Source organism: Streptomyces sp. NPDC093085, from assembly GCF_040683935.1.
In the GTDB taxonomy this organism is placed as follows: domain Bacteria; phylum Actinomycetota; class Actinomycetes; order Streptomycetales; family Streptomycetaceae; genus Streptomyces.
The window spans coordinates 457,827-477,394 of sequence record NZ_JBFBFB010000005.1; the positions used below are offsets into that span (position 1 = coordinate 457,827).

The following is a 19,568-nucleotide window of genomic DNA, read 5'->3' on the forward strand; positions in this document are numbered from 1 at the left end:
TGCAGCATGCCAGTTCCCCCGGCCCGACCGGCGATCGTCGGCCGCGGTTCCGCCCCGCCGGACCACCGCCCTGCCCCTACGTCCGCCGTACCTCGAAGTGGAAGCAGCCGTACTCCACGGCCCGTACGTGCGCCACCCGCACCCTGTGGACCCCAGAGTCAGGTATAGCGTTCGCTATACTTCATCGGGTGGATGCCGAATGGGAGATCTTCCTCGTCGACGAGGTGCGTGAATGGATCGACGGCCTCGAAGGGCAAACGCACGCCAGAGTGGTCCAAGCGCTCGATGCGCTGGCAGAGGGCGGGCCGGGGCTGGGACGTCCGCTGGTGGACACCATTCACGGCTCCTCGATGGCGAACCTGAAAGAATTACGCCCCGGCACGGTGCGGATTCTGTTCGCCTTCGACCCATGGCGCTGCACCGTTCTCCTGGTGGCGGGGGACAAGGCGGGGCGGTGGAACGAGTGGTATCGGGAGGCTGTCCCGCTGGCCGAAGAGCGTTATGAGATCTACGTGAAGGAACGAGCCCAAGAGGAAGGAGAGCGGTCGTGAGCGGCTACACACGGTGGCAGGACATCCGCGCCGAGAATGTGGCCCGTGCCGGCGGCGAGGAGGCGGTACGGGAAGGCAAGAGTGAACTTCTCGCGGAAGTGACCGGGCGCCGCCTGGCGGAGCTGCGGCGGGCCCGTGGACTGACGCAGCAGGACTTGGCCGATCGTATGGGCGTCACCAAGGGGCGAGTGTCACAAATCGAGCGAGGCCACATCTCGGGGCAGGACGTTCTCGCGCGGTTCGCGATCGCACTCGGTGGACGCCTTCACCAGGCCATTTACTTTGACGACGGCGACATCGCCGCCATTGCCTGAGCCGGATCGCACCGCGTGACGGCACTGGAATGAACCGCCTGGTCGGCGCGGCGTCCGCGCACCCGCTCCGGCCGAGCTCCGGGCCCGGACCACTCCCCGTCCACCCGCACCCCCGATCGAGTCACCATGCCCAGCAGCGGCCCCCTCCCCGCACCGTCCCCCATGGCGTGCGGGAGGGGGCCTCCTCATGCCGCGGTCGGCCGCCGCCCACTGCCCCCCGCCCCCGGCCCCGCCCCGCCGCCACCCAGGTCTCAGGCCGGGTGCTCCAGCTCCCGCCTGGCCGCCCGGCACACCGTGCAGGCCGTCTCGTCCGCGCTCAGGGCCTGGAGATACGTCACCAGCGCCCGTCCAGTACCTTCAGCCCCTGCACGAGGTACTTGTCGGCCACGTCGTCGTAGTACACCGTCGCGGACTTGCCCTCAGGAGAGTTCGGATCCTTGCCGAGCATGCGCAGGGCGCTTCCGCATACCTCTGCGTCTGAAGGAGCCCCGGCACATAGGTGCCGGAGTGAACCCAGATGGTTTCGGCGGCTTCTTCCAGCGCGAACAACTGCATCGTGGCACTGGAGAAGACATCCCGGGACTCCGCGGTGTCCCACCAGGGTCGGCCGATGGACTGTCCGGCTTTGATGGTCGCCTTGACCTCAGCCTGCTTGAGTGCGTCCGTTCCGTAGACGCGGAACATCTTCCTGAGGATGTCTTCGTCAGGCCATCGCTTACCGGTCTCAATGTAACTGACCTTGTTCTGCGAACACTTGAGCTTGTTCGCAGCCGACTCCTGAGTCTTGAAGCCGGCCTGCATCCGCAGACGCCGCAGCTCGTCACCGAGTTCTCGAAGGATGGTTAGAGCGTTGACGTTGACGCTCGTCACTTCACTCCCTGGAGTCGGGACCCCATGCAGGTCCGCACCCTGCCGACCCTCACTGTCAGCGTAGCGCGACAGTACGTCACGCCGCCTCCCCCATGGAGTGAATCCACCCCCGGCCTTTGTGTACACACGTGAGTAAACACCAGACTGAATCGAGCACACTCCGCGCACGAATAAACGCGGCGTGCGACCGCTACTGCTCACCCACGAGGTGCCGTGACATGTACGTCGAACTCGACAGGCCGAGCCGCCCCGCCGCCGTACCGGCGTCGCCGGATTCTTCACCCGGCACACCGGCGACGAGCCGACGGTCCTGCTCACCCTCGGACAGAACCACCCCCAAAGCCTCGCCGCCTGGCGGCTGCCCGGCGGCGACGTATCAGAACGCGGAATTCCTGCACGAGGCGTACATCCGCGAGGTCACCGAGCCGGTCGGCTTGGCGCCCGCGTCGCCCGAGGAGATCCTTGTCGTGGACCACATCCCGAGCGGTGCGACCGAGGCGGAGGGCATCGATGTCGTCTTCAAGGGCGGCGAGATCACCCGCGACGCCCGCCCCCTCACCGCCGCCCGCCGCTCCGTGACCGTCGCCCGGTGGGCAACCCTCTGCGAGACCGCCTTCCTCTGTCACGCGAACGAGCGCGACCGGATCCACTCCGCCCACGAGGCGTGGATCACCGGCCGCACCGCCTACCTCATCTGCGGCGAACGCTTCAGCGCGCGCCCACCCTGATCCGCCCTGCCCCTACGGCCGCCGCACCTCGAAGTGGAAGCAGCCGTACTCCACGGCCCGTACGTGCGCCACCCGCACCCGGGGGTCCGTGAACGCCTCGTCGAGGGCCTGGTCGAGGGAGGTGTCCGGGGTCCCGGTCAGTTCGACCAGACGGCCGCCGACGATACGGCCCCGGGCGTCGTACCGCCGTACCGTACGGAGCGCCCCGGCGCGCAGGAACGGGTACCCGGCCGACGCCGCCGGGCCCGCGCACTCCGCGGCGTGCACGAAGACCGGGCCCGCCTCGTCGTACGCCCCCGGTTCGGCCCCGTGCTCCGCCGCCCAGCGGCGCAGCGGCGCGTACGAGACGAGGGCGATCCGCTCGCCCGGTTCCACCGCGCGCAGACAGCAGCGCAGCGGGCTGCCCACGGCGTCGACCGGGGCACCGGCCGGGTCGCCGGCCTCCCGCGCGGTGAACGGCCGCACGGGGCGCCCGGAGTCGTCGGCCGCGCGGAGCTCCCGGAGCGCGGCGGGGGCTATGGGCAGGGGTGTGTAGGAGACGAGAGAGGTCATGAACCGAGCGTCGTGCACCCCGCCCCGCCACGCTGGCGGAAATCGGACGTCACGCCTCCCGGAGGGCCCCGTACACACAGGTCACCCCGAACCCGCACCCCAGGGTGTCCGGCGAGGTTCACCTTCCGTTCACCCTCCTCCGTCGGCGGCTTCACCTGATCTGCCTAATTTCGGCCTTACACGGTGACGGTCAAGCACCGGCACCGGCCACCTCGACGCACGCCGCCGTACAACAGGTCTGATCGGCGGCTCCTGGAAGGAACACCCGAAAAAGTGAAGCTTCAGCGCAAGAACGGGCTGCGCGCCACCGCGCTCGGTGCCCTCGCCGTCTCCAGCGCCCTGGTTCTCACGGCGTGCGGCTCGGACAACAACAACGAGGGCGGCTCGGCCAGCAGCAGCGCCAAGGCCACCGCCGCCTCCAGCGAGGTCTGCAAGGACGCCAAGGGGCAGCTCCTCGCCTCCGGCTCCAGCGCGCAGAAGAACGCGATGGACCTCTGGGTCAAGAACTACATGGCGACCTGTTCGGGGGTGGAGGTCAACTACAAGTCCTCCTCGTCCGGTGAGGGCATCGTCGCGTTCAACCAGGGCACCGTCGGCTTCGCCGGCTCCGACTCGGCGCTCAAGCCCGAAGAGGTCGCCGACTCGAAGAAGATGTGCAAGGACGGCGGCCAGGGCATCAACCTGCCGATGGTCGGCGGCCCCATCGCCATCGGTTACCACCTGGAGGGCGTCGACAGCCTCGTCCTCGACGCGCCCACCCTCGCGAAGATCTTCGACAGCAAGATCAAGAACTGGGACGACGCGGCGATCAAGAAGCTGAACCCCGACGCGAAGCTCCCGAACAAGCCGATCCAGGCCTTCCACCGCTCCGAGGACTCCGGCACCACCCAGAACCTCGGCAAGTACCTGGGCGCCACCGCCGCTTCCGACTGGAAGTACGAGGCCGAGAAGAAGTGGCCGGCCCCCGGTGGCCAGGCCGCCTCCGGCTCCTCCGGTGTCGCCACGCAGGTCAAGCAGGTCGACGGCTCGATCGGTTACTTCGAGCTCTCGTACGCCACCTCGCAGAAGATCTCCACGGTCAAGATCGACACCGGCGCCAGCGCCCCGGTCGAGGCCACCCCGGAGAACGCCTCCAAGGCCATCGCCGCCGCCAAGATCAAGGGCACCGGCAAGGACCTGTCGCTCGGCCTCGACTACTCCACCAAGGCCGACGGCGCGTACCCGATCGTCCTGGTGACGTACGAGATCGTCTGCGACAAGGGCAACAAGCCCGAGACGCTGCCCACCGTGAAGTCCTTCCTCGACTACACCTCCAGCGAGGACGGCCAGAAGCTCCTCACCGAGGCCGGCTACGCGCCGATCCCGGCCGAGATCAACGCCAAGGTCCGCGAGACCGTCGCGTCGCTCTCCTAGTCACGACCGACCTTCCTGTACGGGCCTTCCTGTACGGGGGGTACGGGTCCACGGGTCTCCGATCCGGTCCCTGCCCCCCGTACAGGCCCCCGTGCAGGGGGGTCGTCCGTACGTTCCGACCCGTACGGCACGTTCCGACCCGTACGACACCACCCCGCCCCACCCGCTCCAACGGTGGCGGCATCCGGCCCGGCGCACCCCTCCGGGCCGTCGGCCGTCCATCCCCCCATCCGGTGCACCGCCGCCAGGGGAGCCACACCTCCCCCACACAGACCGGAAAGACATGGCTTCCACTACATCAGCAGACCCGACGGACCTCCCGCCGGCCGGTCCGGCCGGCTCCGCGTCCCGTTCCTCCACCGGCCGCATGGGCGACAGGATCTTCTCGGGCCTCTCCAAGGGCTCGGGCATCCTGCTGCTCGTGATCATGGCGTCGATCGCGGGGTTCCTCACCTACCGCGCCGCCATCGCCATCTCCGCGGACGAGGGCAACTTCTTCACCACCCTCGACTGGAACCCGTCCGGGAACCCCCCGGTCTTCGGGATCGCGGTCCTCCTCTTCGGCACGGTCGTCAGCTCGATCATCGCGATGGCCATCGCGGTTCCGATCGCTGTCGGCATCGCCCTCTTCATCTCGCACTACGCGCCCCGCAAGGTGGCCGCGCCCCTCGCGTACGTGATCGACCTGCTCGCCGCCGTGCCCAGCATCATCTACGGCATCTGGGGCGCCCTCGTCCTCGTGCCGTACCTCGGCGGCCTCAACGTCTGGCTCGACCAGTACTTCTCGTGGACGTACATCTTCGACCAGACGCAGCCCGGCGTCGCCCGGAACATGCTCACCGTCGGCATCCTGCTGGCGATCATGATCCTGCCGATCGTCACCAGCGTCAGCCGGGAGGTCTTCCTCCAGGTGCCGCGGATGAACGAGGAGGCCGCGCTCGCGCTCGGCGCCACCCGCTGGGAGGTCATCCGGCTCTCGGTGCTCCCCTTCGGGCGCTCCGGGGTCATCTCCGCCTCGATGCTCGGCCTGGGCCGCGCGCTCGGCGAGACGATGGCCGTCGCGACGGTCCTCTCCCCGAACTACCTGATCTCGCTCCATCTGCTCGACCCGGGCGGCGGCACGTTCGCCCAGAACATCGCGGCGAAGTTCGACGAGGCCAACGAGCTGGGGCGGGACGCCCTGATCGCCTCCGGCCTCGTCCTCTTCATCCTCACCCTGCTGGTGAACGGCGCGGCCCGACTGATCATCGCGCGCCGCAAGGAGTACTCGGGGGCCAACGCATGAGCCACGCAGCCGTACAGGACACGCCGACCCCCGTCCCGCCGCCCGGCGGACGCACCGGCTCCCTCAGCCAGCGCAGCCTCCCGCGCTGGGCCCCGGCCGGCTTCGCCGCCGCCGGCCTGCTGATCGGCGTCGCCGCCGGCGCCGGCGCGGGCCTGGACAGCAAGGTCCAGTGGGGTCTGATCGCCGGGATCTCCTTCCTGGTCATCTCGTACGTCGTGACGAGCGCCGTCGAGAACCAGCGCCAGGCCAAGGACCGCCTGGCCACCAGCATCGTCTGGGTCTGCTTCCTCCTCGCCGTCGTGCCGCTCTTCTCGCTCCTGTGGACGACGGTGCTGCGCGGCGTGAAGGTCCTCGACGTCAACTTCCTGACGCACTCCATGGCCGGCGTCCTCGGCTCCGACCCGCACGGCGGCGTCTACCACGCGCTGATCGGCACCCTGGAGCAGGTCGGCATCGCCACCGTCATAGCGACCCCGCTGGGCCTGCTGACCGCCGTCTACCTGGTGGAGTACGGCAAGGGCGCGCTCGCCCGCGCGGTGACGTTCTTCGTGGACGTCATGACGGGCATCCCGTCGATCGTCGCCGGTCTCTTCATCCTGTCGCTGATGCTGATGACCGACACCGCGCCGTCCGGTCTGATGGGCTCGCTCGCCCTGACGATCCTGATGCTCCCGGTCGTCGTCCGCTCCACCGAGGAGATGCTCAAGCTCGTCCCGAACGAGCTGCGCGAGGCCGCGCTCGCCCTCGGCGTACCGAAGTGGCGCATGATCCTGAAGGTGGTCCTGCCGACCGCGATCGGCGGTATCACCACCGGGGTGATGCTCGCCATCGCGCGTATCGCGGGCGAGACGGCCCCGATCATGCTGCTCGTCTTCGGCAGCCAGCTCATCAACAACAACCCGTTCGAAGGTGCCCAGTCCTCGCTCCCCTTCTACATTTACGAGCAGTACAAGCTCGGTGAAGTGGCCGCGATCGACCGTTCCTGGGCGGCAGCGCTGGTGCTGATCGCGTTCGTGATGATCCTCAACCTGGTGGCGCGCGGCATCGCCCGCTGGAAGGCCCCGAAGACCGGCCGCTGAGGCCCGAGACCCGGCTCCGCCGCCGCGGAGCCACGAAAGAAGCAGTGGTTGTCATGGCCAAGCGCATCGACGTCAGCGGACTCTCCGCCTTCTACGGCTCCCACCGAGCCATCGACGACATCTCGATGACCGTCGAGCCCCGCTCCGTCACGGCCTTCATCGGGCCGTCCGGCTGCGGCAAGTCCACCTTCCTCCGCACCCTGAACCGGATGCACGAGGTCACCCCGGGCGGCCGCGTCGAGGGCAAGGTGCTCCTGGACGACGAGAACCTGTACGGCACCAACGTCGACCCGGTCGCGGTACGCCGTACGGTCGGCATGGTCTTCCAGCGCCCCAACCCGTTCCCGACCATGTCGATCTTCGACAATGTCGCTGCGGGGCTCCGGCTCAACGGCATCGCCCGCAAGAGCGAGCTGTCGGACATCGTCGAGAAGTCCCTCAAGGGCGCCAACCTCTGGAACGAGGTCAAGGACCGCCTGAACAAGCCCGGTTCGGGCCTCTCCGGCGGCCAGCAGCAGCGCCTCTGCATCGCCCGCGCGATCGCGGTCGAGCCGGCGGTGCTGCTGATGGACGAGCCGTGCTCGGCGCTCGACCCGATCTCGACGCTCGCCATCGAGGACCTCATAGGGGAGCTGAAGGAGCGCTTCACGATCGTCATCGTGACGCACAACATGCAGCAGGCGGCGCGGGTCTCGGACCGTACGGCCTTCTTCAACCTGGCGGCCGTCGGCCAGCCCGGCAAGCTCATCGAGATCGACGAGACCGAGCGGATCTTCGCCAACCCGTCCGTGCAGGCGACGGAGGACTACATCTCCGGCCGCTTCGGATAGCCGGGCAGCCGGCCTCCGGTCCGGGCGCTTCGGCGGCCGGACCGGACGGCCGGACCGGCTGGGCGACACAGACGTCCTGCGGTGGTGCATGGCGGTGCCACACCGCAAGACGAAGGGCCCGCCCCCTCTCCCAGGGGGCGGGCCCTACCTACGTTCCCGGCGTACGGAGCCGGTCGGTACGGGTCCGGTCGTACGGAGCCGGTCGGTACGGGTCCGGTCGTACGCGCCGGATCGCCGGATCGCCGGATCAGCCGAAGGCCAGGTTGACCAGCCAGAAGCTCACCGCCGCCACCAGCGCCGCCGCCGGCATGGTGATGAACCAGCCCAGGATGATGTTCTTGGCGACGCCCCAGCGGACCGCGTTCACCCGCTTCGTCGCCCCGACCCCCATGATCGCCGAGGTGATCACATGCGTCGTCGAGATCGGCGCGTGGAAGAGGAACGCCGAGCCGAACATGATCGACGCCCCGGTCGTCTCGGCCGCGAAGCCCTGCGGCGGGTCCAGCTCGATGATCTTCCGGCCGAGCGTCCGCATGATGCGCCAGCCGCCCGCGTACGTACCGAGCGAGAGCATCACAGCGCAGACGATCTTCACCCAGACCGGGATCGCGTCCCCGGAGTCCTCGACATCGGCGATGACCAGCGCCATCACCACGATGCCCATCGTCTTCTGCGCGTCCTGGAGCCCGTGTCCGAGCGCCATGCCCGCCGCCGAGACGGTCTGGGCTATCCGGAAGCCGCGCTTCGCCTTGTGCGGATTGGCCCGGCGGAAGAGCCACATGATCCCGACCATCACCAGATAGCCCACGATCAGGCCGATCACCGGCGAGAGGAACATCGGGATGACGATCTTGTCCAGGACCCCGGACCAGATGACCTCCGTACCGCCGGCGAGCGCCGCGCCCACCATGCCGCCGAAGAGCGCGTGCGAGGAGGAGGACGGCAGGCCGTAGTACCAGGTGACCATGTTCCAGACGACCGCCCCGACCAGCGCGGCGAAGAGGATGCCCATCCCGCGCCCGCCGTGCGGGGTGGCGATCAGCCCCTCGCTGACGGTCTTGGCCACGCCCTGCCCCAGGAAGGCGCCCGCCATGTTCATGACGGCGGCCATCGCGAGGGCGGCCCGGGGCGTCAGCGCCCGGGTGGAGACGGAGGTCGCGATCGCATTGGCGGAATCGTGGAATCCGTTGGTGTACGTGAAGCCGAGCGCGACTCCGATGGTCACGATCAGCGCGAAGGTGTCCACGTGGTTCAGGACTCCTTGACCGCGATGGTCTCCACCGTGTTCGCGACGTGCTCGAACGCGTCGGCGGCCTCTTCGAGCACGTCGACGATCTGCTTGAGCTTCAGCACCTCCATCGCGTCGTACTTGCCGTTGAAGAGGTGGGCCAGCAGCTTCCGGTGGATCTGGTCGGCCTGGTTCTCCAGCCGGTTGACCTCGATCCAGTACTCGGTGAGGTTGTTCATCGTGCGCAGGTGGGGCATGGCCTCGGCGGTCAGCTCGGCGGCGCGCGCCAGCACCTCGATCTGCTGCTCGACGCCCTTGGGCAGCTCTTCGATGTTGTAGAGGACGACCAGGTCGACGGCCTCCTCCATGTAATCCATGATGTCGTCGAGCTGGGACGCCAGGCTGTAGATGTCCTCGCGGTCGAACGGTGTGATGAAGGAGGAGTTGAGCTGATGGAAGATCGCGTGGGTGGCGTCGTCGCCCGCGTGCTCCGCTGCCCTCATCCGCTCCGCGATCTCGGCCCGGGCGGAGGAGTCCGCGCCGAGCAGTTCCATCAGGAGTTTCGAGCCCGTGACGATGTTGTCCGCGGACGCGGCGAACATGTCGTAAAAGCTCGTCTCCCTGGGGGTCAGACGAAATCGCACGTGGGGTCCTCGGGTACATCGATGCGGTCAGGGTGATGCTGGTGCCGACACTAGGCGCACCATCCGGCCACAAATAACCGGCACCCCAGTGTCACTCATGGGTCAAGGAGATGAGCACAGGGCCCTGCCCCAAGGCTCACAGACGGGTACCATATACCCACGAGGGGTATATCTCTCTTTTCGGGCACCGCACCCGGAACGTGCGGAACACCAGCGGAACACCAGCGGGAGGACGCGATGACGACCACAGAGGCGGCCGGCGCGGCGACGGGCGGCGCGCCCTCCGTGACCGGAGCGGCGGCAGGGGACACCGGGGGCACGGCGGCCCCGGCGACCGAAACCGGCCATCGGCCGACGGACCACCAGCCGGCCGGCCACGAGCGGGGGGTGCACGGCTACCACCACCAGAAGGCCGAGCACCTGAAACGGCTCCGCCGGATCGAGGGCCAGATCCGCGGGCTCCAGCGGCTGGTGGACGAGGACGTCTACTGCATCGACATACTCACCCAGGTCTCCGCCTCGACCAAGGCGCTCCAGTCCTTCGCGCTCCAGCTCCTGGAGGAGCATCTGCGGCACTGTGTCGCGGACGCCGCGGTCAAGGGCGGCGACGAGATCGACGCGAAGGTCGAGGAGGCCACGAAGGCGATCGCCCGCCTCCTCCGCACCTGAGCCGGCTCACTCGCCGGGCGTCTCGCGCCGGCGCGCGCCCCGGGACGACTGCGGGTGGCGCGCCGCCGTGCACCCCTCGCCCCGGACCGGCCGCGCCTCGTCCCGTACGGTACGGACCTCGTCCCGTACGCCCAGGACCTCACCCCGCGGCTCGCCCCGCCCGTCGCCTCGTACGTCTCGCCGTACGTCGTTCCGTACGTCGTTCCGTCCGTCTCCCCGCCCGTCGCCCCGTACGTCCAGGACCTCGTCGATACGGTCCGGGCTGAGCCGCTCCCCGTCCGTCGCGGACGCCGCGATCATCAGCTCGCCGCACCACTCGATCTCGGCGAGAGCCACATGGTCGTGCACGGGCGGCGTACGCACCAGAGCCACGTGCCCTCACCTCTTCCTGCCGGTCCGTCCGGTCCCGCCGGTCTCGGCTTCCTAGCGTAGGGAGGGTGATACACACCGCGCATGGCACGTCCGGACCATTTCCCGCTTGGTCCTCGGTGGTTTACGGCTTGATCTCGCCGGTGAAGATGGAGTCCTCCGGCGGCAGCGTCACCGTGACCCGCGCCCCGAACCCGGAGAGCAGCGTCGTCGAGGCGACCTCCACCAGACCCCCCTGGTTCCGGTAGCTGAAACGGTGGCTGACCTTGCGCAGCCTGCCGTCCTCGTCCAGATACGCGTCGAACGGCACCACGTCCGCGCCGAACCCTTTCACCGCCGCGCCCAGCGCCCCGCGCACCTCCGCCGACGCCGTCTTCGCGGCCCGGCCCAGCTCGGTGACCCCCCGGTAGTGGAAGACCCGTACCCCCGCCAGCTCCCGCTCGCCGACGAGGACCACATCCCGGGCGGCGCGCAGCAGTTCGGCGGCGGTGAGCGGGTCCGTCACCCCGTTGGTGACCAGATTCCCGTCCTCCAGCGTGGTCGCGTCCACCCGGACCCACTTGTCGGCGGGCACCCCCGCGCCCCGGTTCTTCATGTAGAGGACGCCCGGCGAGAGGAGTTCGGTGATCGGCCGGTGCTCGTCCGCGCCCGCCGGGTCCTTCGGCAGCAGGACCTGGAGCCGCCCCATGGCGCGGCCGAAGTCGTACTCCCCCTCGCCCCGGATGGTCACCCGGGTCCCGCCCGCCGCCATCTGCATCGACGTACGGGCCCGCGCGCCGCCCGCGTCCCGCAGCACATCGGCGGCCCGCCGGACCACCCCCGGGTCGCCGGCCGGACGGTCGTCCGCCGCCGCGCCGCCCGGCGCGGAACACCCGCCGCCGGCGACCACCCCCGCCACGGCGAGCGCGGCGAACGCCGCCCCTCTGTGTCCCTGCTGCCGCACCGCCATCGCCCGCCAACCCCCATCGCATGACCGCCGGCCGTCCGAGGCCCGCCCGCTCCGGATAACGACGCCCGCCGTTCCCCGTCACGCCACGCCCGGTGCCGCGCCGACCGACTCACCGGTACGGTGGAGAAGTGAGCGAGCACGACGTCTCCGAACCCCCCACCGCCACCTCGCCGATACCCGCGTCACCCGCGCCGGCCCCCGGCTCTCCCGGCTCGCCCGGCTCTCCCGGCTCGCCCGGCTCTCCCGGCTCGCCCGGCTCTCCCGGCTCGCCGGGCCCCGTGGCGCATACGACCTCGACCGTCGAACGCGGCTCCTTCTGCCTGGCCCGCTGCGCCTGCGGATGGAAGGGCCCGGCGCGCAGGGCCCGCGACCTGGCCCGCGCCGACGCCGCCGCCCATGTCACGGCCGCGCCCCCCGCCGAACCCCCCGGCTGAACCTCTCCCGACCGGGCCCCGCCCCCCGCGGACCGGGCCGCGCGCCGCCCCGCCGCGCGCCGCCCCCCGTACGCCGCCCCGCCCCGTCGCGCGCCGCCATGGAACCCGCCACCCCACGCGGACCGTCCCGTACACCGGGATGTCGCTACGGGGAGGGCGTACATGGAACGGCGCACACTGCTCACCGCCGCCGCCGGAGCGGCGGCCACCGCCACGCTCACGGCCTGTTCCGGAGCGGGGAACGGGGCGGACCCGGGAAGCGGAGCGGACCGTACGGCAGGAGCGGCGGGCCCGCCCACCGGCCCGGCCCCGGCCCGCACCACCGCCGCCACGGGCGCCCCCTCCTCCGCCCCCTCCGCCCCCGACTGGACCGCCCTCGCGCGCACCCTGGACGGCGAGCTCATACGGCCCGGGGACGCCGCGTACGCCACCGCCCGCCAGCTCTACAACACCCGGTACGACCACCTGAGGCCCGCCGCCCTCGCCTATGTCGCGGGCGAGGACGACATCACGGAGTGCCTCGCCTTCGCACGGGCGCACGCCACCCCGGTCGCGATCCGGGGCGGCGGCCACTCGTACGCGGGGTGGTCCAGCGGCGACGGCCGGCTCGTGATCGACGTCTCGAAGCTCGCCTCGGTCTCGTACGGCGCCCAGGAGGCCAGGGTCGGCGCGGGCGCCCGGCTCTCCGACGTCTACCGGACGCTCGCCGCCCACGGCCGTACCGTCCCGGCCGGCTCGTGCCCCACGGTCGGCGTCGCGGGGCTCACCCTCGGCGGCGGCCACGGGGTCACCTCCCGCGCCTACGGGCTCACCTGCGACAACCTCCTCTCCGCGACCGTCGTCACGGCCGACGGCAGGCGGCTCACCACCGACGCGCGGCGGAACACCGACCTCTTCTGGGCACTACGCGGCGCCGGGAACGGCACCTTCGGCGTCGTCACCGAACTGCGCTTCCGCACCCACCCGGCGCCCACCGTCGCCGTCGCGCGGGCGAGCTGGCCCTGGTCGAAGGCGGAGACCGTACTCGCCGCCTGGCAGGAGTGGGGGCCCGGACAGCCGGACGAGATCTGGTCGGCGCTGCACTTCTCGGCCGACCCGGGCGGCAGTACGCCCCAGGTCTCCCTCTCGGTCCTCTCCCTGGGCACCGAGTCCGGTCTCAGGAACGCGGTCGACCGGCTCGCCGACGGCCCCGGCGGCCCCGGCCCGGCGCGCTCCGTCTCGGTACGGAGCCGCGGCTACCACGAGGCGATGCTCGGCTACGCGGGCTGCTCGGGCCTCACCCCGGAACAGTGCCGGCTGCCCGGGACGACCCCGGGCCGTTCCCCCGAGGGCGCGCTCGGGCGGGAGACATACGCGGCGGCCTCCGACTTCTTCGACCGCTCCCTCCCGGCCCCGGGGCGGCGCGCGCTGCTCTCGGCGGTCGAGGCGTTCACGCGGCTGCCCGCCTCGGGCGGGGGCGCCGGTTCGATCGCGCTCACCGCGCTCGGCGGGGCGGTCAACCGGGTCGACCCGGCGGCGACGGCCTTCGTCCACCGGCGCTCGCGGATGCTGGCGCAGTACCTCGGCGCCTGGCGCCCGGCGGGGGCCGGGGGTGCGGGCAGCCCGGGCGCGGAGCAGCGGAAGTGGCTGAAAACCACTCATGCCGCGATGCGCCGGTACGCCTCGGGCGCGGCCTACCAGAACTACGCCGACCCGACCCTGGCCGACTGGCGCTCGGCGTACTACGGGACCGGGGCGGAGCGGCTGACCCGGCTGAAGCGCCGGTACGACCCGGACCGCCTCTTCGACTTCCCGCAGGCGCTCTAGCGCTCCAGCCGTGTAGCGACCCGGCGCTGTAGTGACCCGGCGCTGGAGCGCTTTAGCGCTCCGGGCCCCGTCCGGCACGCGCGGCGCGCCCACGGGGGCAGGAGCGTAGACCGTACGGCCCACCGAGGTGGCCGGACCGTCCGCGCGGCGCTGACCTGGTAGCAGCACCCCGCACCGCCAGGCCACCGACCGCAAGGGCGTACTCATGCACCGCCTCGGAAACCGCTCAGGAACCGGACTCCGGATAGCCGTCCCCATCACCGCAGCGACCCTGCTCCTCCTCGCCCCGGGCGCCGCCCCGGCCCCCGCGGCGGACCGGCCGACCGACCCGGGCGGGGCGGCGCCGTACTACGACTGGAACAACTGGCTGAACCGCCCCTGGGGCCAGCAGGCGCCCGGCATCCGCCTGGTCCCCCAGAAGCCCGCCCCGGCCCCCACCCCGAAGCCGACGGTCTCGGAGACCATCTCGGCCACATCGAGGGCCCGCCCGACAACGCCCCCGCCACCCCCGCCGTCCCCCCGCCCCTCCGCCGAACCGACCGCGAAGCCGACCACCAAACGCACCGCCAAACCCACCGCCAAACCCTCCCCCCGGCGCACGACCAGGCCCCCGGTCACCCGGCCCACGGCGCCCCGGACCCCCGGACCGACCCTCAGGCCGCACCTCACCCCGACCACCGGACCGCGCCTCACCCCGAAGCCCAAGCCCCTGCCCGCCTCCGCCACCACCGCCACCACCGCCTCCGTGGGCGCCCTGCGGGTCACCCCGTCCGGCGCGGCGCGCGGCGGGGCCGACCACCCGGCGGCAGCGGCGGCGGCCCGCTCCGGCACGGCCACCACCAAGGCGTCCGAACTCGCCCTCGCCATCGGCGCCACCGCCGCGGCCTCCGCGGGCACGGTGCTGCTCGTACGCCGCTTCCAGCGCCGCGAGTCGGGCGGCGAGCCCTGACCGGACGGCGGGGCCGGGAAACGCCGCACACGCCCCTCCCGGCCCCTCCCCCGGCCCCTCCCTCCGCGCAGGCCCCCGCACCCCCCGCCCCGTCCTCGGGGCGCGCGATACGGGCCCTGTTCGCCCTCGCCGCGCTGGGCGCGATCGGCGCCGTACTCCTGCGTCTGACGGCCCCGCAGCCGCCGCCCCCGCCGCAGGCCGTCCGGGAGCCCCGGGTCGTCCGGGTCGCCGACCCGCACTCCGCGCCCGTACGGCTCCGGATACCGGCGCTCGGGGTCTCCGCCGCCGTCCAGCCGCTCGCGCTCGGCCCCGGCGGGGCGCTGGACGCGCCGGGGTTCCGGAACGCGATGAAGGTCGGCTGGTACGCAGCGGGCCCCCGCCCCGGCGAGCCGGGCCCCGCGATCCTGGTCGGCCACCGGGACGCCCCGGCCAACCCGGGGAGCGCCCCGGTCCGCAACGGCCGGGACGACATCAAGAACGCCGTCTTCGCCAAGCTGGGGCGGCTGCACGGGGGCGAGACCGTCGAGACGGAGTCGGGGGACGGCACGCGGCGGCGGTTCCGGGTGACGGCGGTGGACACGTACCCGACGAGCGCCTTCCCCACCGAGCGGGTCTACGGCCCGGTGCCGGACCCGCAGCTCCGGCTGATCACCTGCGGCGGGGTCATCGACGCGAACGGCCACTGGGACGCGAACGTGGTCGTCAGCGCGACAGCGACCCCTTAAGCCCCCTCAGGCGGCCAGGTTGTTGTCGTCCGGACGGGGCTCAGGGAGCGAGCCGAGAGGCCGCGTACCGCCGACCGCACCGCCGCCGCCGCCGTCACCCTCATCCGCACCGGCCGCACCGGCGTCCCCCGCCACACCCCCGCTCCCGTGGCCGTCACCGCCCGCCGCGCGGTCGGCCGCGCGGGCGCGCCGGGACCGTACGAGCAGGCCGAACCGGGCGGAGCCGGCGACCGCCGAGAGCAGCGGGGTGAGCAGGGCGAGCGCGAGCGGGGTGAGGAGCAGCGCGACGGCCGTACCGAGGGCGAAGCCGCCGATCACGTCGGTCGGGTAGTGAACGCCCAGGTAGACGCGGGAGAAGCCGCCGAGGAGGGCGAGCCCGATGGCGAGGAGCCCGAACTTCCGGTGGGCGATGAAGAGACCGACGGCGACGGCCATCGCGAGGGTGGCGTGGTCGCTGACGAAGGAGTAGTCGGTCTTGCCGGGGAGGAGGACGTCGAGGTCCTTGTGGTCGACGAAGGGGCGGGGGCGTTCGACGAAGCCGCGGATCGGGATGTTGACGAGCAGCGCGATCCCGGCGGCGAGCGGCGCCCAGACCACCCCGGCGACCCCGGCCACCGCGTCCCCGGCGGAGGCGGAGCCGCGCCCGCGCAGGCTCCACCAGGCGCAGAGCACGAGGAGGACGAGCGCCAGGGGGATCCCGTACTCGCCGGTGAACGCCATGGCGCGGTCGAACCAGGACGGGGCGTCCTTGGCCAGCCCGTTGATGTCGTAGAGCAGGCCGACATCGGGGTTCGCCCCGTCCAGTACGAGTCCAGCCATCTGCCGCGGCCCCTTGCCTCTTGCCTCTGTCAGCCCACTGCTGTCAGCCCACCGCGGCCCGCGCCTCTCCGCGCGCGCCGCTCCCGCCAACCCCCGTGGTCGGTACGGAACCTGCCGTACAACTCGCGTGTACAACTCTCGCCCCTGGAACGGCCCCCGTCGCGCCCCCGTTCCTGCCGCTACCGAACGATCACCATGACGTTATCGAAGAGTGACACATAGTCGCAGTTCAGCAGGGTTACGGGCCGGACAGTTCCGGCCAGGACAGCACCGGAAACACCCTCCCGAGCCCCCGCTCCCGCCGCTAGGAAGCGCCGGCGGCCTCGACGTTGGGCAGCGATTTCGCGCCGTCCTCGGTGACTCTGGTCGCCCCGAAGTAGTCCGGGGTGTCGATCTTGTCGAACCGGATCACGGCACCGGTGTACGGCGCGTTGATCATGTAACCGCCCCCCACATAGATCCCGACGTGTCTGATGGCGCGCGAGTCGGTGAGATCGTCCGAGAAGAAGACGAGGTCCCCGGGCAGCAGTTCCTGGCGCGAGGGGTGCTTGCCCGCGTTGTACTGGTCGTTGGCGACCCGGGGCAACTCGATCCCCACGGTCCGGTACGCGGCCTGGGTGAGCCCCGAGCAGTCGAAGCGCCCGCCCTGGTCGGCCGTTCCGTTGCCGCCCCAGAGGTACGGCGTGCCGAGCTTCTGCTGGGCGAAGTAGATGGCCGCTGCGGCCTGCTTCGAGGGCTCCACGCGCCCGATGGGGCGGGCGAAGCTCTGCTCCAGGGTGCGGATGTTCTTGACGTAGTTCTGGGTCTCCGCGTACGGCGGGACGCCCTGGTACTTGATGACGGCGTACGCCCCGGCGTTGTACGCGGCCAGCATGTTGCTGGTCTGGTCGCCGGGCACGTCCTTGACGTACTTCGCGAGTTCGCAGTCGTACGAGGCGGCGGAGGGGATCGCGTCGGCCGGGTCCCAGATGTCCCGGACACCGTCCTTGTTCCCGTCGATCCCGTGGGCCTCCCAGGTACCGGGGATGAACTGCGCGATGCCCTTGGCGTTGGCCGGGGACTCCGCGTTCGGGTTCCACCCGCTCTCCTGGTACAACTGCGCGGCGAGGATGGCCGGGTTGATCGCGGGACAGAGGTTGCCCCAGGTCGTGACGAGGTTCTGGTACGCGGCGGGCACGGCACCCTTGGCCAGCCCGACGGCCCCGCCGGCCCCGGCCGTGCCCCCGAGGAGCCCGGCGGCGGCGGAGTAGGTGCCCACGACGAGCAGGGCGACGAAGGCCAGGGAGAGCCCGCCCGCGCCTGCCACGACCAGCCACGCCTTACGCACCGTCACCCACCCTCCGCCTCAGGCCGTATCAGGGCCGCCGCCGACTCGCCAGTGTAGGCGGGAGGCCCCGGATTCAGGGGGCATCAGGGGGTGCACTTCGAGTTCACGAGAACACAGGGGGCGCACACCCGGAGGACTCCGCGCGAGGGAGGGAGCGGGGGAGGCGCGGGGGACGCGCGAGGGAAAGACCGAGGGAAGGAGCGAGGGAAGGCGTGAGAGAAGGAGTGAGAGAAGGAGTGAGGGAGACCATAAAGGTGTAACAACGACAGTCATTGCCCGGAGTCACGCCTCGTGATACACAGAGTAACCATACGCGTACCCGCATCCACCGATCCGTGGCAGGTCAGCGCCCCGGGTCGGTCATCTGTGCGGGGATCGGGTAAAGAGAGCAGCCAAGCGGCGTACGTGGCCGGTTCCATCAGCGAAGATAGAGCGTGACCCGTGCCATGGGGTACGGGCGTGAATGACCCAACAGGGGCGGTGAGTTACATGTACCTGGCGGCCGAAAAGGGCGACATCACCACCATCATCGGTGGCATCGCGCCCAACTGGGGGCCCTTCGGGACACTGGGGAACGAGGCCCGCGTCATGATCGAGGTCGTGATGGCCGTGGCCATCCTTCTCTGCCTCGGTATCGCCATCTGGGGCGCGGCGAAGCAACGCATCGGGGCGACGGCGCTCCGGGACACCTTCAGCGCCGAGCAGGGCAAGGGCCTGATCGTCGCCGGGCTGACCGGCGTCTTCATCATCGGCTCGCTGGGCACACTCTTCACGATCGTGTACGGCATGGCCGTCTAGCACCCCCGACGCCCCCTCCTCCCCCTCCCCCTTGCCCGTCCCTCAACCCCACCTGTCCGTCGCATCCACCCGTCGAGGTTGCGTCACCCTGATGTCGAGTCACCACACCGCGCCCGCGCGGGAACCAGCACGGCTACCGTCGTACTACGCGGAATCGCACACGGCTGAGGGAGCGCACCCGGCATGAGCTTCGGCGACGAGCACGGCTACGGAGGCGACTCCGGCCGCAAGGGCGACGGCTTCGGCGGCACGGGCCAGACCCGTACCCGGCTGCCGGAGGCCAGAGGCACCGACCCGTACGGCGACGGCCAGCGCCGCCCGCCGCGTGCCTCGCGCTCCCTCGTCACCGTGGTGGGCGTGGTCGTCCTGCTCATCGCCGCCATCGCGTTCGTGAACCGGGGCGGCGGCGACCAGTCCGGCGGCGACGGTACGAAGGGCACGGCGGGCCCGGGCGCCGACCCGACGGCGGCGACCGGCGTGAAGCCGGTGACGGGCAGGAACGGCACCATCCCGACCGGCTTCGCCAAGAACGAACAGGGCGCGGCCAGCGCGGCGGCGAACTACGCGGTCGTACTCGGCTCGGACGGCATGTTCCAGCGGTCCACCCGGCACACCATCGTCGACACCCTCTACACCCCCGAGGCCGCCGCCCGCCTGAAGCCCCCCCAGGACAAGGCGTACTCCCCCGAATTCCTCCAGAAACTAGGCCTGGACGCCAACGGCACCCCACCCCAGGGCAGCGACTTCATCTCCCGGACGATCCCGGTCGGCACAAAGGTGGAGAGCCTGTCGGGGGAGACGGCGAAGGTGTCGGTCTGGTACACGGGGCTGATCGGGATGTCGGGGCCCGACTCGACGGATCCGGTACGGACGACCTGGCAGACGGGCACCTTCGAACTGAAGTGGCTCGATGACGACTGGAAGATCGTCTCGGAGTCGCAGAAGGACGGCCCGGCGCCGGTCCCCGGCGATGTCGCGGCCTCCACGGCCGACGAGATGAGCAAGGCTGTCGAGCAGTACGGAGGCTTCACCTATGCCAGGTAGCTCCCCGCTCGCCCGGGCCGGCGACGGCCCGACGGGCGCCCCGGCCCACGGTCGCTCACCCGCCCCCCGGGGCGGTGCCCCCGCAGCCGCTCAGGTCCGTCCGGGCACAGGGGTCCCCCGGATCCACGACCGCGCCCCGGTCGCCCCCGCCCGCCACCGGCCGGCAGCCGGCCGACCGACCGCCG

20 protein-coding genes and 2 pseudogenes are annotated in these 19,568 nt (G+C 71.3%); 14 read left to right on the top strand and 8 right to left on the bottom strand.

Annotation, left to right across the window (positions count from 1 at the left end):
- The first annotated feature begins 188 nt into the window (after positions 1-188).
- Together AB0O07_RS18590 and AB0O07_RS18595 are read left to right on the top strand one after the other, a co-directional pair.
- Complete coding sequence (locus AB0O07_RS18590; protein ID WP_365634167.1) at positions 189-551, top strand: type II toxin-antitoxin system RelE/ParE family toxin; 363 nt, start codon at positions 189-191, stop codon at positions 549-551.
- On the top strand, positions 548-865 hold the full coding sequence (locus tag AB0O07_RS18595) for a helix-turn-helix transcriptional regulator (RefSeq protein ID WP_365634169.1): 318 nt from the start codon (positions 548-550) through the stop codon (positions 863-865). The genes AB0O07_RS18590 and AB0O07_RS18595 overlap by 4 nt, the downstream gene beginning before the upstream one ends.
- 492 nt (positions 866-1,357) lie before the next feature.
- On the opposite strand, the pseudogene AB0O07_RS18600 reads toward AB0O07_RS18595, so the two are convergent.
- Positions 1,358-2,053: pseudogene (locus AB0O07_RS18600) on the bottom strand (helix-turn-helix transcriptional regulator); the annotation flags it as partial.
- Here AB0O07_RS18600 and AB0O07_RS18605 point away from each other — a divergent pair.
- Positions 1,954-2,463, top strand: coding sequence for a hypothetical protein (locus AB0O07_RS18605; RefSeq protein ID WP_365634331.1), 510 nt, complete (start codon positions 1,954-1,956; stop codon positions 2,461-2,463). The pseudogene AB0O07_RS18600 and the gene AB0O07_RS18605 overlap by 100 nt on opposite strands.
- A gap of 12 nt (positions 2,464-2,475) precedes the next feature.
- Here AB0O07_RS18605 and AB0O07_RS18610 read toward each other — a convergent pair whose 3' ends face one another.
- The gene (locus tag AB0O07_RS18610) at positions 2,476-3,015 is read right to left on the bottom strand and encodes a DUF1203 domain-containing protein (RefSeq protein ID WP_365634172.1); all 540 of its coding nucleotides are present in this window, start codon (positions 3,013-3,015) and stop codon (positions 2,476-2,478) included.
- Between the two features lie 273 nt (positions 3,016-3,288).
- On the opposite strand from AB0O07_RS18610, the gene pstS reads away from it, so the two are divergent.
- From pstS to pstB, 4 genes are all read left to right on the top strand, one after another.
- Positions 3,289-4,428 (top strand): phosphate ABC transporter substrate-binding protein PstS, encoded by a 1,140-nt coding sequence (gene pstS / locus AB0O07_RS18615; RefSeq protein WP_365634175.1) that lies wholly within the window; start codon positions 3,289-3,291, stop codon positions 4,426-4,428.
- A gap of 283 nt (positions 4,429-4,711) precedes the next feature.
- Positions 4,712-5,713 carry a phosphate ABC transporter permease subunit PstC gene (gene pstC / locus AB0O07_RS18620; RefSeq protein WP_365634178.1) on the top strand — a complete coding sequence of 334 codons (1,002 nt, stop codon included), beginning with the start codon at positions 4,712-4,714 and terminating at the stop codon, positions 5,711-5,713.
- Positions 5,710-6,792: a phosphate ABC transporter permease PstA gene (pstA, locus tag AB0O07_RS18625; protein ID WP_365634181.1), complete on the top strand. Its 1,083-nt coding sequence runs from the start codon at positions 5,710-5,712 to the stop codon at positions 6,790-6,792. The genes pstC and pstA overlap by 4 nt, the downstream gene beginning before the upstream one ends.
- Before the next feature lie 53 nt (positions 6,793-6,845).
- Complete coding sequence (pstB, locus tag AB0O07_RS18630; protein ID WP_365634184.1) at positions 6,846-7,622, top strand: phosphate ABC transporter ATP-binding protein PstB; 777 nt, start codon at positions 6,846-6,848, stop codon at positions 7,620-7,622.
- Between the two features lie 247 nt (positions 7,623-7,869).
- Here pstB and AB0O07_RS18635 read toward each other — a convergent pair whose 3' ends face one another.
- The gene (locus AB0O07_RS18635) at positions 7,870-8,868 is read right to left on the bottom strand and encodes an inorganic phosphate transporter (protein WP_365634187.1); all 999 of its coding nucleotides are present in this window, start codon (positions 8,866-8,868) and stop codon (positions 7,870-7,872) included.
- 5 nt (positions 8,869-8,873) lie between these two features.
- On the bottom strand, positions 8,874-9,494 hold the full coding sequence (locus tag AB0O07_RS18640; protein ID WP_365634190.1) for a DUF47 family protein: 621 nt from the start codon (positions 9,492-9,494) through the stop codon (positions 8,874-8,876).
- Between the two features lie 237 nt (positions 9,495-9,731).
- On the opposite strand from AB0O07_RS18640, the gene AB0O07_RS18645 reads away from it, so the two are divergent.
- Positions 9,732-10,163 (top strand): metal-sensitive transcriptional regulator, encoded by a 432-nt coding sequence (locus AB0O07_RS18645; RefSeq protein ID WP_365634193.1) that lies wholly within the window; start codon positions 9,732-9,734, stop codon positions 10,161-10,163.
- A gap of 6 nt (positions 10,164-10,169) precedes the next feature.
- Here AB0O07_RS18645 and AB0O07_RS18650 read toward each other — a convergent pair whose 3' ends face one another.
- Both AB0O07_RS18650 and AB0O07_RS18655 read right to left on the bottom strand, forming a co-directional pair.
- On the bottom strand, positions 10,170-10,535 hold the full coding sequence (locus tag AB0O07_RS18650; protein ID WP_365634334.1) for a hypothetical protein: 366 nt from the start codon (positions 10,533-10,535) through the stop codon (positions 10,170-10,172).
- A gap of 121 nt (positions 10,536-10,656) precedes the next feature.
- The gene (locus AB0O07_RS18655) at positions 10,657-11,481 is read right to left on the bottom strand and encodes a hypothetical protein (RefSeq protein WP_365634196.1); all 825 of its coding nucleotides are present in this window, start codon (positions 11,479-11,481) and stop codon (positions 10,657-10,659) included.
- Positions 11,482-11,609: 128 nt separating this feature from the next.
- Between AB0O07_RS18655 and AB0O07_RS18660 the strand changes: the two genes are divergently transcribed.
- From AB0O07_RS18660 to AB0O07_RS18675, 4 genes are all read left to right on the top strand, one after another.
- On the top strand, positions 11,610-11,915 hold the full coding sequence (locus AB0O07_RS18660) for a hypothetical protein (protein ID WP_365634337.1): 306 nt from the start codon (positions 11,610-11,612) through the stop codon (positions 11,913-11,915).
- Between the two features lie 162 nt (positions 11,916-12,077).
- On the top strand, positions 12,078-13,721 hold the full coding sequence (locus AB0O07_RS18665; protein WP_365634199.1) for an FAD-binding oxidoreductase: 1,644 nt from the start codon (positions 12,078-12,080) through the stop codon (positions 13,719-13,721).
- A gap of 205 nt (positions 13,722-13,926) precedes the next feature.
- On the top strand, positions 13,927-14,670 hold the full coding sequence (locus tag AB0O07_RS18670; protein WP_365634202.1) for a hypothetical protein: 744 nt from the start codon (positions 13,927-13,929) through the stop codon (positions 14,668-14,670).
- A 260-nt stretch (positions 14,671-14,930) separates the two neighbouring features.
- Entirely contained in the window at positions 14,931-15,395 is a 465-nt protein-coding gene (locus AB0O07_RS18675; protein WP_365634308.1) for a sortase, read from the top strand.
- A gap of 183 nt (positions 15,396-15,578) precedes the next feature.
- Here the strand turns inward: AB0O07_RS18675 and AB0O07_RS18680 are convergent.
- Positions 15,579-16,214, bottom strand: a pseudogene (locus tag AB0O07_RS18680) (phosphatase PAP2 family protein); the annotation flags it as partial.
- Positions 16,215-16,518: 304 nt separating this feature from the next.
- Positions 16,519-17,541, bottom strand: a complete 1,023-nt coding sequence (locus AB0O07_RS18685; RefSeq protein ID WP_365634310.1) for a bifunctional lytic transglycosylase/C40 family peptidase — start codon at positions 17,539-17,541, stop codon at positions 16,519-16,521.
- A 489-nt stretch (positions 17,542-18,030) separates the two neighbouring features.
- On the opposite strand from AB0O07_RS18685, the gene AB0O07_RS18690 reads away from it, so the two are divergent.
- Complete coding sequence (locus AB0O07_RS18690) at positions 18,031-18,339, top strand: hypothetical protein (RefSeq protein WP_003985768.1); 309 nt, start codon at positions 18,031-18,033, stop codon at positions 18,337-18,339.
- A 183-nt stretch (positions 18,340-18,522) separates the two neighbouring features.
- Entirely contained in the window at positions 18,523-19,383 is an 861-nt protein-coding gene (locus AB0O07_RS18695) for a hypothetical protein (RefSeq protein ID WP_365634205.1), read from the top strand.
- Positions 19,384-19,568 lie beyond the last annotated feature (185 nt).